Source organism: Micromonospora sp. NBC_01699, from assembly GCF_036250065.1.
In the GTDB taxonomy this organism is placed as follows: domain Bacteria; phylum Actinomycetota; class Actinomycetes; order Mycobacteriales; family Micromonosporaceae; genus Micromonospora_G.
This window is the reverse complement of the sequence record NZ_CP109199.1, coordinates 5,549,948-5,562,906: the sequence shown is the minus strand read 5'-3', so window position 1 is coordinate 5,562,906 and position 12,959 is coordinate 5,549,948. Positions and strand designations below refer to the sequence as shown.

At 68.7% G+C, this 12,959-nt stretch carries 10 protein-coding genes, 1 tRNA gene and 1 pseudogene; 5 read left to right on the top strand and 7 right to left on the bottom strand.

Annotated elements, in window-relative coordinates; genetic code table 11:
• The first annotated feature begins 3 nt into the window (after positions 1-3).
• The 3 genes and pseudogenes from OG792_RS22425 to OG792_RS22415 form a co-directional block, all read left to right on the top strand.
• Positions 4-2,769: a glycosyl hydrolase family 95 catalytic domain-containing protein gene (locus tag OG792_RS22425; RefSeq protein ID WP_329101934.1), complete on the top strand. Its 2,766-nt coding sequence runs from the start codon at positions 4-6 to the stop codon at positions 2,767-2,769.
• Between the two features lie 370 nt (positions 2,770-3,139).
• On the top strand, positions 3,140-3,709 hold the full coding sequence (locus OG792_RS22420) for a DM13 domain-containing protein (protein WP_329101932.1): 570 nt from the start codon (positions 3,140-3,142) through the stop codon (positions 3,707-3,709).
• Between the two features lie 211 nt (positions 3,710-3,920).
• Positions 3,921-4,370, top strand: a pseudogene (locus tag OG792_RS22415) (FAD-linked oxidase C-terminal domain-containing protein); the annotation flags it as partial.
• Positions 4,371-4,744: 374 nt separating this feature from the next.
• Here OG792_RS22415 and OG792_RS22410 read toward each other — a convergent pair.
• Positions 4,745-5,245 (bottom strand): SRPBCC family protein, encoded by a 501-nt coding sequence (locus OG792_RS22410; RefSeq protein ID WP_329101929.1) that lies wholly within the window; start codon positions 5,243-5,245, stop codon positions 4,745-4,747.
• A gap of 154 nt (positions 5,246-5,399) precedes the next feature.
• Between OG792_RS22410 and OG792_RS22405 the strand changes: the two genes are divergently transcribed.
• Positions 5,400-5,467, top strand: a tRNA-Leu gene (locus OG792_RS22405).
• A gap of 458 nt (positions 5,468-5,925) precedes the next feature.
• Here the strand turns inward: OG792_RS22405 and OG792_RS22400 are convergent.
• The 6 genes from OG792_RS22400 to OG792_RS22375 form a co-directional block, all read right to left on the bottom strand.
• Positions 5,926-6,507: an SAVED domain-containing protein gene (locus OG792_RS22400; protein WP_329101927.1), complete on the bottom strand. Its 582-nt coding sequence runs from the start codon at positions 6,505-6,507 to the stop codon at positions 5,926-5,928.
• 172 nt (positions 6,508-6,679) lie between these two features.
• Positions 6,680-8,527, bottom strand: coding sequence for a CocE/NonD family hydrolase (locus OG792_RS22395; protein ID WP_329101926.1), 1,848 nt, complete (start codon positions 8,525-8,527; stop codon positions 6,680-6,682).
• Positions 8,528-8,541: 14 nt separating this feature from the next.
• On the bottom strand, positions 8,542-9,330 hold the full coding sequence (locus OG792_RS22390) for an ABC transporter permease (protein ID WP_329101924.1): 789 nt from the start codon (positions 9,328-9,330) through the stop codon (positions 8,542-8,544).
• Positions 9,327-10,097 carry an ABC transporter permease gene (locus OG792_RS22385; RefSeq protein WP_329101922.1) on the bottom strand — a complete coding sequence of 257 codons (771 nt, stop codon included), beginning with the start codon at positions 10,095-10,097 and terminating at the stop codon, positions 9,327-9,329. The genes OG792_RS22390 and OG792_RS22385 overlap by 4 nt, the downstream gene beginning before the upstream one ends.
• Positions 10,097-11,146 carry an ABC transporter substrate-binding protein gene (locus OG792_RS22380; protein WP_329101920.1) on the bottom strand — a complete coding sequence of 350 codons (1,050 nt, stop codon included), beginning with the start codon at positions 11,144-11,146 and terminating at the stop codon, positions 10,097-10,099. Before OG792_RS22380 ends, OG792_RS22385 begins: the two co-directional genes overlap by 1 nt.
• A 93-nt stretch (positions 11,147-11,239) precedes the next feature.
• Positions 11,240-12,022 carry an ABC transporter ATP-binding protein gene (locus OG792_RS22375; protein ID WP_329101918.1) on the bottom strand — a complete coding sequence of 261 codons (783 nt, stop codon included), beginning with the start codon at positions 12,020-12,022 and terminating at the stop codon, positions 11,240-11,242.
• A gap of 88 nt (positions 12,023-12,110) precedes the next feature.
• Here OG792_RS22375 and OG792_RS22370 point away from each other — a divergent pair, with 88 nt between their 5' ends.
• Positions 12,111-12,911: an alpha/beta fold hydrolase gene (locus tag OG792_RS22370; RefSeq protein ID WP_329101916.1), complete on the top strand. Its 801-nt coding sequence runs from the start codon at positions 12,111-12,113 to the stop codon at positions 12,909-12,911.
• The last annotated feature ends 48 nt before the right edge of the window (positions 12,912-12,959 follow it).

Below are 12,959 nucleotides of genomic sequence, written 5' to 3'. Positions count from 1 at the left end.
GGCATGCCGAAGGTGACACGAAGGAATGTGCTCAGGGCGGGGGCAGTGGGGACCGGAGCCGCGTTGCTGCCGGTCGCCTGGAACGCCACCGCCCGGGCCGGCTCGGTGGCGCCGCCGCAAGTGCTCGCCGCGGGCGATATGGCGCTGTGGTACGACGAGGAGGCCGGCACCGACTGGCTTCGCGCGCTGCCGATTGGCAACGGGCGCCTCGGCGCCATGGTGTTCGGCAACGTCAACACCGAGCGGCTACAGCTCAACGAGGACACCATCTGGGCCGGCGGCCCGTACGACTCCGCCAACGGCCGGGGCGCGGCCACCCTGGCCGAGATCCGGCGGCAGGTCTTCGCGGACCAGTGGACCCAGGCGCAGGACCTGATCAATCAGACCATGATGGGAACCCCGGGCGGGCAGCTCGCCTACCAGCCCGTGGGCAACCTTCGGTTGGCCTTTGGCTCCTCCGGCGGGGTGTCACAGTACAACCGGACGCTCGACCTCACCACCGCCACCGCCACCACGACGTACGTGCTCAACGGTGTTCGGTATCAGCGGGAGGTATTCGCCAGCGCACCCGACCAGGTGATCGTGATCCGGCTGACCGCCGACCGAACCGGCTCGATCACGTTCAACGCCACCTTTGACAGTCCGCAACGGACGACCATGTCGAGCCCGGACGCCGCGACCATCGCCGTCGACGGCGTCTCCGGCAACATGGAGGGTGTCAACGGCTCGGTACGGTTCCTCGCCCTGGCCAATGCTGTTGCAACCGGCGGCACGGTCAGCAGTTCCGGCGGCACGCTGCGGGTGTCGGGTGCCACGAGCGTGACCGTGCTGATCTCGATCGGCTCCAGCTACGTGAACTACCGCACCGTCAACGGCGACTACCAGGGCGCCGCACGTGCCCGCCTCGGTGCCGCCCGAAACGTCGCCCTCGATCAGCTACGTAGTCGCCACCTTGCCGACTACCAGGGGCTGTTCAACCGGGTGACCATCAACCTGGGCCGCACAGCCGCGGCCGACCAGCCGACCGACGTACGGATCGCGCAACACGCGAGTACCAACGACCCACAGTTCTCCGCCCTGCTGTTCCAGTTCGGGCGATATCTGCTGATCTCCTCATCGCGGGCGGGCACCCAACCGGCGAACCTGCAGGGCATCTGGAACGAGTCGATGGCGCCGCCCTGGGACTCGAAGTACACCATCAACGCCAACCTGCCGATGAACTACTGGCCCGCCGACACCACGAACCTAGCCGAGTGCATGCTCCCGGTCTTTGACATGGTCAAGGACCTGTCCGTGACCGGGGCGCGGGTCGCCCAGGCCCAGTACGGAGCCGGCGGCTGGGTCACCCACCACAACACGGACGGATGGCGTGGTGCCTCGGTCGTCGACGGGGCCCTGTGGGGAATGTGGCAGACCGGCGGCGCATGGCTGGCCACCCTCATCTGGGAACACTACCTGTTCACCGGAGACGTCAACTTTCTCCGATCGAACTACGCTGCCTTGAAAAGCGCCTCTCAGTTCTTCCTCGATACCCTGGTCACCCATCCGACGCTCGGATACCTGGTCACGAACCCGTCGAACTCGCCGGAACTCGCCCACCACGCGAACGTCAGCGTCTGCGCGGGTCCGACAATGGACAACCAGATCTTGCGTGACCTGTTCGAGGCCGCAGCCAGAGCCAGCGAGGTTCTCGGCGTCGACACCGCATTCCGATCGCAGGTGCGCACGGCAAAGGAGCGGCTCCCGCCGATGCGCGTCGGCTCACGCGGCAACATCCAGGAGTGGCTCTCCGACTGGATCGAGCCAGAGCGGACCCACCGCCACATCTCCCACCTGTACGGGCTGCACCCCAGCAACCAGATCACCAGGCGCGGAACACCGCGGTTGTACGAGGCCGCGCGCCGGACGCTGGAGCTACGCGGTGACGACGGAACCGGGTGGTCCCTCGCCTGGAAAATCAACTATTGGGCCCGGATGGAAGAAGCCGCCCGCGCCCACAAGCTCATCCGGGACCTGGTACGAACCGATCGGCTCGCGCCGAACATGTTCGACCTGCACCCACCGTTCCAGATTGACGGCAACTTCGGCGCTACCTCCGGCATCACCGAGATGCTGCTACAGAGCCACAACGGCGAGTTACACGTGCTGCCCGCGTTGCCGACCGCGTGGCCCGCGGGGCAGGTCGCAGGACTGCGAGGTCGAGGCGGATACACCATCGGCATGACCTGGACCGGCGGCCAGGCCAACGAGATCCGGGTGCGGGCGGACCGCGACGGCGTGGTGAAACTCAGGGCTCTGCTCCTCACGGGAAGCTTCACACTCGTCGACGTCACCGACGGCAGCACACCGGCCACCACACGACCTGAGGCAGATGTCGTTCAACTCAACGTCCGCGCCGGCCACACCTACCGCGTGGCGCGGACCAGCGTGTCACCGTCACCGACTCTCACCAGCACTCCCACGCCGTCCGGCGCGCGGGCGGTGTACACGGTGACGAACTCGTGGTCGGGCGGCTTCCAGGGCGAGGTCACCGTGACCGCCGGCTCGGCCCCGATCCGCGGCTGGACCGTGTCCTGGACCTTTCCCAACGGACAGGCCATCAGCCAGATGTGGAGCGGCTCGTACACGCAGAGCGGGGCGAACGTGACGGTGGCGAACGTCGACTACAACGGGTCGTTGCCCGCGGGTGGATCCGCCACCCTCGGCTTTGTCGCCACCGCAAACGGAGCCAACAACCCACCGACCAACCTGACCTGCACGACGACCTGATTCGGTACGACGGCGCCGGCCCCACCCGGTGCGGTCACCGGCCGGTGGTACGCCGAACCGCCGGCCGGTGACCATCCCGTACCCGTACCCGTACCCGTACCGTCGGCGGTCGCCGCGGCCAGGGCGGCGACCGGGAGCAGTGCATCCGCCGCGCGTGCCTGCTCCACCTCGCGCGGCCGATGTCTCCCGTCGCGTCCTGCGCTGGCAGCAGCGGGGTGCGCGGCTGACCGGCGCGTGAGCGGGCGTGACCTGCCCGGTCGCGTGTGACCAAGCCGGTCGACGCCACCCACCTCACCGGAACGGCGCGCCGTAAGACTCTCGCAATGGCTATGGTCATTCTTCGCGGATGCCGTCGCCGTATTCTCGACGAATGTTGAAACGGATCTTCCGGTCACCGCTCGCCTGGGCCGGTGTGGTGCTTCTCGGCATCGTGGCGGCGTTCGGCCTCTACTGGTTCCAGCCGTGGAAGCTGGCCACGGACACCTATGTCGATGACGCCCTACCCGTTGCGCTGGCGACAACGAAGGCCGCACCCGAAGCATCCGGCACGGCCACGGCTGCTCCGGCGTCCGGCGCGCCGGCCGGGAACCAGGTACTGGCCGCAGGGGTCTTCGTCACGCACGAGCACGCGACGACGGGACGTGCGGAGATCGTCCGACAGCCCGACGGCCCGAACCTGCTCGTGCTGCACGATCTCGACACGTCGAATGGGCCGGACCTGAGGGTATGGCTGACCGACCAACGGGTGGTCGCGGGTAGGGCAGGCTGGCGGTTGTTCGACGATGGCAAGTGGTTCGAGGTGGCGCGGCTCAAGGGCAATCGCGGTGACCAGGTGTACGAGCTGCCGCCGGCGATCGATCCGGCGGACTTCCGAAGCGTCTCGATCTGGTGCAAACGCTTCGCGGTCTCGTTCGGAGCGGCGGAACTGAAGAGCGTCTGACCCGCGAGCATCCCGCTGACCCGTACGAGGGTGCTCGTCAATGTCGACGGGTCAGGCGGCTGACAGTCGGACGACAAGAACGGCAACCGTCGGCGGTGTTGTGCACCTCCACCCGGCCGCCCGCTGATGTCGCCGATGGCCGGAGCCCGGGCACTGAGCCGGCTTCTGTCCGGTATGCCCATCCAAGGTATCTTCACCGAGCTGCGGATGCGAGCGCGCGGCCGACCTCGTCCTGCGCTACGGCGGCTCGTTCTCCGGGGAGCACGGCGATGGGCAGGCCAGGGCGGAGCTGCTGCCCAAGATGTTCGGTGAACCGCTGATGCGCGCCTTCGGGCAGCTCAAGGCCGGGTTCATCCGGAAGACCGGATGGACCCCGGCAAGGTCATGCCGCCATACCCGCTCGACAGTCACCTACGGCTCGGCGTCGACTACGACCACGGCCACACCGACACGGTGTTCCGCTACCCCCGGGACGGTGGCAGCTTCGCCTATGCCGTGCTCCGGTGCGTGGGGGTCGGGAAATGCCGACGGGAGCACGGCGGCGTGATGTGTCCCCTCCTACACGGTCACGCGGGAGGAGGAGCGCTCCACCCGGGGGTGCGCCCGGCTGCTGTCCGAGATGCTCGACGGCGATCACCCCGGCCAGCAGGCCGATGCCGGACGCATGGTGGTTCACGCGCGCGCCGAGTTCCTGGGCCCGCCGCGCGGTGGCCAGTCGCCGGGGGCGCGGGCCGGCCCGTACCGGGTCGCCGACCGCGTCGGTATCGCCGCGTGGTGCCGCGAGGAGCCGGTCTGCGGCCTCGGCCATCCGCTGGGCCACGGCGACGGGGCCGAGCGCGGGCATGGAGAGGACCGCGACGCCGGGGGTGGTGCTGGCGTGCGCGACCACGGGGCGCCGCGCGGGTCTGCAACGCCAGGTCCGTCGCGCAGAGGACCAGACTCCAGCCCTCGGCCAGCATCCGGCGTCGGGTTGCCTCGATGAGCTGGCCGAGGTCGGCCGGCCGCTTCCCCGGGGGGCGGTCCGTGACGCCGTCGTCAACACTCGAGGTCGTCCTTCAGGATGCTCATCGCCATTTTCAGCCGCTCGGTGTAGAGCGGCAGCAGGTCCTCCTTGATAGCCGCCCGGGCCGGTTCGTCCACCGGGTTCAGGGCGTACGTCCACTCGATGCTCGTGGTGCCGTCCTCCTGGTCGGTGAGGTAGCAGGACCCCTCGATGCTGTCGATCACCTCGCGCAGCCGCGGCGAGCTGAAGTTGTCGATCCGGTACGAGAACGAGTTCGGCGGCTCCACCGTCAGTAGTTCTTCCTCGTTGGTCGAGCCGTCGTCGGAGGTGTTCGTCCGGCGCAGGCCCGGGGTGTTCCAGCCGGTGGTGACGCTGCTGGCCACGATTGCCGGCGAGTGTCCGGTTCTGGGGAAGATGTGGCTCAGGTCGACGTTGATGACGTACTCGAAGATCTGGCCGATGGGAGCGTTGACGGTACGGGTGACCCGGACGAAATCGTCTCCCACCTCGGTGCAGTCCCGGTCGACGCCCATCGCCGCCTCCTGTCTCTGTCGGCCTGGTCCAGCTAATCCCCGGTAGGCGCCGACTCATTCATCGGCGCTCGGGCGGCCAGGCCGGAACCGCCGGTCAGGGCTGGTACTGGTTGCGGGTTCGGGGCAGCCACTGAGGGTGCTGGTCGCGTAGTAGGTAGCGGCTGGGTAGCTCGCTGAGCTCATAACCCAGAGGTCGCAGGTTCAAATCCTGTCCCCGCTACAACTGAAAGTGCAGGTCAGAGCCCCGCCCCCAGATCATGGGGGCGGGGTTTTTGATCTCCTTCCGGGCACAGCCCGCAGACGAAACACCACAAGGCGACGCGGGATAGCAGACTATCGATCTCCGCTGTATCGGTCGTCGGATTGACGTCGAACCTCCTCTATGTCAGGGGACGTTTGTGTCTCGTCCAGGGGCGTCCTCGAACTCAGGTCTGGCGGTAATGGACCTCTTCGACCCGTGATGTTAGTTAATGAAGCATTTCGATTGGTTGATCTTATTTGTCCTCTTTGGGCTGATGGAGCTGGTGGTCCACCTGATCGCCATCGATGGGAACGAGGGAGGTTGGGGCTACTCGGGATAGATCGATCCTTGCCTTCGGTGACGGTCCCGTCCGCCGATCGAGCGGCTGCACCCCGTCCCTCGAACGGAGCGATGATCGCAACTCCCTCAATTCGCGGGGTCAGGTCGATAGGGTCAGCGCCAGCGGCGGTGACTGAGGCGACCGGCACCAGCTCGCCGTCGTCGCTCGTGTAGGAGCTGATGGTGGGCCTTTGGTGCTGCGGCGCGCCTGGTCGCGGATCCCGACCGTGAGGGCGACGGCTGCGGCGGGAGCCGTGATGGAGTTGTCTTTCGCGCCTCCGGGCGGTCGGAGGACGAGAAGTCGATCGACGGGTACCCGCTGGGCGTGGAGGAAGTCGAGGACGTCGTCGGCCATCGACGTGGCCGCCTCGACGGCAAGCGCGAGGTCGGGGCCCTGGCCGAGAAGGTGTTGGTACAGGATCGGTATGACGGCTGCGTCGTAGTCGGCGGCCGACTCCCAGAGTTGGTCGCGCTGCATGACTGCGAGGTCGATGTTGGTCACCATGCGCAAGGTCGCGCCGACCGCGAAGGCGGTGGCTTGCCAAAGGCTGCCAGTATGCGCTACTGGGTGGACGCCTCCGAGATGGTTCGGGATGTCTTCGATGTCGGCGTGGAGTTGCCGCCAGGTAGCGGGAGCGGGGGCGGCGCTTGGCGTATGCGTCGTCGCCGTCGAAGCGAGCAAACCATTCGAGGGCGTGGACGGCTTGCGCTCCGAGCGGATCGGGCTTGAGCGTCGCGATTGAGAGAGCGCTCCGGGCCGGCCCGGTCCGCAGTCGATGATCGCGGACGTCCGGCGGCCGACTGTCCCACGGTGGTCTCGGCCGTCATCCGGCGTCTCTCCCTTGATCGGTCGATCAGCCGTTATTTGTCAGTTCCGCTGGTCCGGCGACAGCGACCTCACGAGGATCAGGATGCGAGTGGTCACGCGCACGGCGTGCGGGGTTCGCGTCTGGGATGACCGGCAGAAGCAGGTGGGATGGGTACTGTTCGCCGAGGTGGATGGTGGTCACGCCGTCGAACACGCCGGCTGGGCGGTCGCCGTCGTCGTTGTGCAGGAACGGTCCACAGCCGGTCAGGTCGTTCTTCAGGTTGGACAGCCGCGCGCTCGGACCGGGATAGACGTAGTCGCGACCGCGCACCTGCAGCGCGATCCGGTACCCGGCCGGGATGACGAGGCAGGTGGGCAGGATCTCGATGTCGAGTTCGTAGACCTCGCCGGGCTCGATGGGCTCGGCGGTGTCGTGCGGATGGTAGGGACGGTAGGGCTGCGACAGTGTCGGGTCGAGTTGGCGATGGGAGGCGCGCAGCCAGCCCTGCGCGATCGGGGTGTGCGGATCGAGCGCGCCTTGGAAGACGATCTCCGAGCCGGTCGACGAGTAGACCCGGACGACCAGGAACAGGTCGGCGTCGGTTGTGGTCGAGGAGACGAAGAGCTTCGCGGCGAGTGGACCGGTCACCTCGACGTCGGCATCGAGTGGCGGCGTCGAGAACTCCAGCCCGTCGCCGAGGGCCGGGAAGGAGACCGAGCCGGCGGCCGGCACCGATTCGGACAACGCAGGCAAGAGGGACAGGTACCACCGGGTCCAGTCCGTCGCCGGCAGCGGCCAGGCCTCCTCGCCCCTCGGCTGGAACGTCGCGTCGATGTGCCGGATCCGCAGTTGTACCGCCGGCCGGTCCTCCCAGCCGTTGTCGGCTTCCTTCAGGTACCGGTCGAAGAACCGCATCTGCAGGTCGACGCCGTAGTCGGTGTAGAAGAGCGGCCAGTGGGCGTGCCCGTGCATCTCCAGCCACTTGCGCGTTGAGGCCGCGCGGACGAACGCTTCGACGTTGCCGCGCAGGTGCAGCCCTTGGCCGCCCCAGTTGCCGCAGCTGAGCACGGGCACGGTGACGCGGTCCCAGTGTGCCGATCGGACCGCGTGGAACTCGTCGGCGAAGCGGTGGGCGCGCAGGTCGGCGCCGAAGTCGGAGCGGTTGGCGTCCAGTTCCTGGGTCGTCAGCCGCTCGTCGCCACAGATCAGCTGGCCGGTGTTGGGGTTGCGTCCGCCTGCCTCGCCGACGCCGTACTGGACGGTCTTGACCTGCATGTCGTACCAGTTGTCCCAGAAGGTCGAGCGGATCCCGCCCTGGCGAGCACCGTCGCGGTAGAAGTCGGCGGCACCCTCCCATGGGCAGATCGCGAACAGGTGTGGCGGGTTGAGCGACGCGACGTGCCACTGGTTCATCGCGTAGTACGAAATGCCGTTGAGCCCGACCCGGCCGTTGCTCCACGGCTGGACGCCGGCCCATTCGATGCAGTTGTAGTAGTCGCGGGTCTCCCGGGCGGAGAACAGGTCGATGTAGCCGGGTGAGCGGCCGGTGCCGCGTGAGTCGACCCGCACGCACGCGTACCCGTGCGGCACCCACTTCTCCGGGTCGACGACCTCCCAGTTCTGGTACTTGTTGGTGCTGCCCGCGACCGCGTCGGGGTGGTCCCTGCGCATCGCTTCCCAGGCGCTGGGGTAGCCGACCTGGAACGGCAGGCCCTTCGCGTACGGGCCGTAGGTCAGGATGACCGGCACCGGCGCGTCGTCGACCGGACGGAATACGTCGGCCCGCAGCACGGTCCCGTCGTCCATCACGATCGGGACGTCCCATTCGATGCGCATCCCGTCGGCGATCTCCGTCCGGAACGTCTCAGGACGCGCCGTGCGAGCAGTCTCCACCGGATTTCCTTTCCTCATCGGTTGACGTGCAGGTGCCACGGCATGAGCCGGTGCAGTGCGGTCTCGGTGCCGGCACGCGCCGCGATACCCAGTACCGCGAGCACGAACACGGCGACGAAGGCCGTGTTCTGTTCGAAGGACCGCGCGTTGGTCAGGATGAACGTGCCCAGGCCCGGCAGGCTCGCGAGGAACTCCACCGCCACGGCACCCACGAGTGCCCGGCCGACGGCGACCTGAACGCCGGCGACGACGAACGGCAGCGTCGAGGGCAGCAGCACGTCGAACACGAACCGGACCCGGGACAGCCGTAGCACCTCGGCGGTTTCCCGTAGTTGGGACGGTACGTTGCGGGCGCCGTCGCCGGTGCTGACCGCGCACGGCAGGAACGCGGACAGTGCGATGACGGCGAGCCGCGTCTGGCTGGAGTAGCCGAGCCAGATCGTCGCCATCGGCACGATCGCGAGCATCGGCATCGCGTACAGCCCACTGAGGTACGGCGAGGTGAGATAGCGCAGCCACGGCATCCGACCGGTCGCGAGGCCGAGCGCGGTGCCGGCGAGACAGCCGATGAGCAGGCCCGCGGCGACGCCGCCGATGGTCTCGCGGAACGCGGCGCCGAAGTCGGCCGAGGTCAGCGTCGGCCAGGCCGCGCGGACCACACCGGACGGCGTAGGGAGGTAGTCGGGCAGCCAGAGATGGACCGATGCCTCCCACACCGCGACGATGAGCGCGGCAACGATGAGCTTGCCGACCCAGCCGGGGAGGTTCCGTAGCCGATGGGTGGGGGCGGAGACGACGCTCATTCCTCCACCGCCCGCCAGCGCGCGAAGTAGCGCTCGACCGCGCGGCCGAGGCTCATCAGGCCCACCGCGAGCACCGAGACGAGCACGGTGAGCCCGAGTACGGCGGCGCTGTCGAAATTGGTACTGGCGGCGAGCAGCAGGCCGCCGACGCCGCTGGCGTTGAGGAAGAACTCGGCGGCCAGGGTGCCGACGAAGGCCATCGCGATGCCCTGCCGGACGCCGGTCATCGCGTAGGGAACGGTGTGTGGCAACAACAGGTCCTTCCACAGGTGCCACTCGTTGCTGCGGTAGGTCCGCGCTACCTCAAGCAGGGTGGCCGACACTCGGTGTGCTCCTTCGGCGGTGTTCACGACGATCGGGAAGACCGCGGTCAGGAAGACCACCAGGGTCTTCGCGGGCAGGCCGAACCCGAATGCGGACAGGATGATCGGGGCGAGCGCGACGATCGGTACCGACTGTGCGGCGAAGATCAGCCAGTCGGTGCTCGTCCGGAGCAGCTTGGCCCGGGAGAGCAGGAGACCGAACCCGACCCCCGCGACGATCGCGAGGGCCAGGCCGATCACCAGCAGCGTGCCGGAGGAGAGCAGCGCACTCGGCAGGGAGTTGTCCTCGGTGAGGACGAGCAGTGCCGCCGCCGACCGGCCCGGCGTGGCGAACAGGACGGGGTCACGCTGGCCGAGGATCTGCCATACGCCGAGCCCGAGCAGCAGGCCCGCGGCCGAGACGGCGGCCGGGAGGAGGCGCCTGCCCCACCGGGGCGTGCGCATCACTTGCCGGTCGAGTCGGCGAACACCGACGGGTCGACCATCTCGTCGTACGTCGGCGCCTTGGCCTTGGGCACGTTGCCAGCCGCGACCGCCCCGTCGATGGTGTGCTGGACGGCGGCCTTGTCGAGACCGTCGCCGTCCTTGGGCCAGACGCCGAGCTGGAGGAACTGCGGCAGGGCGGCCTCGGTCACCCCGGCCGGCTCTTTCGTGATGCTGGCGGCGATGTCGGCGACCCGCTTGGCGTTGGCGGGGTCGAACATGTAGGCGATCGCCTGACGGATGGCGGCGACGAGGCTGACGTACGCGCCTCGGTCGGCCTTCAGCTTGTCCTCGCGGACGACCAGCATCGTGTAATGCGCGAGTGGGTCGACGCCGGCCAGTGTCATGATCTCGTGCACCTGCGTGCCGGCGGCGATCTTGGAACGCACCGTCGCGAGCTCGTCCGGATGCAGTACGGCGAGCTTGACCTGACCGGCGACGAGCGCGTCGACGGTCGGCGGGCCGCCGACGTTGATGGTGCTGACGTCGTTCTTCCCGAGCCCGCAGCTCGCGATCATCGACGCGAGGCCGAGTGCCTTGGGTGCGCCGACGGCGTCCACGGCGACGGTCTTGCCCTTGACCGACGCGCAGGTCGTCACGCTCGGGTCGGTGCTCGCGAGCAGGTAGGTCGGCTTGGGGAAGCCCATCACCGAGACGATCGAGCCGCCGGTGGCCCGCAGCGCCACCGCGCCGGGGGTGCCGATGATGCCGCCCCGGATCTCGCCGCTCTGCACCGCCCGGCCGACGTCGGCTCCGGTGGTGAGCGGTCGCAACGTGACGTCGAGCTTGCGGTCGGAGAGGTAGCCCTGCTCTTTGGCGACGTAGATCACGGTGTTGAGGTAGATCGGCGGGATGCCGGGCACGCCGATCGTCATCTTCTGGACCCCGCCGGCGGCGGAGCCGCCGTCGGAGCCGGCTGTTGAGCCTGCGCCACACGCGGAGACGGTGGTGGTGAGCGCGAGGAGTGAGGAGAGCCCGGCCATGGTGGCCAGGCGCCGCGAAAGCTTCATGCGTGCGTGCTCCTTCGGAATGTCCGCGCGGGGGTGTCGGCGGGGGTGTCGAGCGCGGAGGGGGATGGGGAGACGGGTACCGGCACCGGGGTGCTAGTCCCGCTGCCCGGCGTTCATGATCAGGTTCCAGACCCGCTCGCGGATGGCCAGGAACTCTGCCGTGGCCAGGACGGACCGGTCGCGAGGCTGGGGGAGCGAGACGTCGATCAGCTCGGCGATCCCGCTGGGGCGGCCGTTGAGCACGGCGATCTGGTCACCGAAGAGCACGGCCTCGTCGATCGAGTGGGTGACGAACAGCATCGTCACCGGATGGTCCTGCCAGATGCGCAGCATCTCGAACTGCAGCACCTCGCGGGTCTGGGCATCGAGTGCCCCGAACGGCTCGTCCATCAGCAGCAGGCGGGGCCGCACGGCGAGTGCCCGGGCAAGGCCCGTGCGTTGCTGCATGCCACCAGAGAGCTGATGGGGGTAAGACTTCTCGAAGCCGACGAGCCCCACGAGCGCGATGAGCTCCCGGGCCCGTTCCAGAGCGGCCTTCTTCGGCACGCCGCCGACCCGCAGCGCGTAGGCGACGTTGGCCTCCACCGTCTTCCACGGGAAGAGGCCGAAATGCTGGAACACCATGGCGACACCTTCGGTCGTGCGGGTGATCGCCTGACCGTCGATGCGCACCGTGCCTTCGGCCGGCCGGATCAGGCCGGCGACCGCCCGCAGCAGGGTGGTCTTGCCACAGCCGGACGGGCCGACGATGGAGAGCACCTTTCCCGGGTCGAGCGTGAGGTGGATGTCGCGGGACACCGTGCGCTCACCGAACCGCATCGTCAGCCCGTCGAGCTCCACAGCGGCTCCGGCTCGGGCCAACTTCGTCATGGTCATACGGGGATTCTGGCGATACGATGCCCGACACGCAATAGGCATGTTTGAGAAACAGGAAAATGCATGATCCGAGTATGGGGTGCCTCTGATGTCGGAACCGACCTCGATCGTCCTGCTGCACACCTGGGGCGGCGACGCGCGCACCTGGGGCCCGGTGCTGCCCTTCCTCGATATGGGGCCGGGCCGGCGGCTGGTCGTACCGGACCTTCCCGGCCATGGGAGCCGTCGAGCCGAGTCGTTCACGCTCGACGCCGCGACCGCCGCCGTTGACGCCGCGATCAGCGGTACCGCAACGGGATCCACGGCGGCCGGCGTCGACCTCGTCGGTGCCGGCCTCGGCGCGGCGATCGCGCTCGCCTACACCAGGAGCGTCGCCGGGACCCACCCGGCCCGCGTGCGCTCCCTGACGCTCGCTGGCTTCCCGCCGGTCACCGGCGCCGAGGCGGAGGAACGGCTGCGACACACCCGGACCCGGCTGGCCGCGATCGGCGCAGCGACGTTCGCGGCCGGATACGTCGCGCAGACGCTGCGCACCGCCGCCGCCGACCGTCGCCGCCTGCTCTGCGAGGCGATGGCCGCGACGAGCGCCGAGACCCTCGTCGCCACGCTCGCCACGACCCTGGACTGGGATCGCGCCGACCCGCCGGGCGACAGCGGCCACCGTCTCCCCACGCTCGTGCTCCGTGGCGCCGACGACGACCGGGTGAGCGAAGCGGCGGCCACGCGGCTGGCCGCCGCGCTCGGCGGTACGGCCCGCGCCGTACCGGATGCCGGTCACGTGGCCTACCTCGATGAGCCGCGGGCCTTCGCAGCGGCGATCGTCGCTTTCCATGCCTCGGTTGCCAACGGATCCACGATCGATGCGAGACTGACCTATCCCACCGCGTGATACCAAAACCTGGCACTGCCGACCGACGCTCTGTCGAGCGCTGACCGA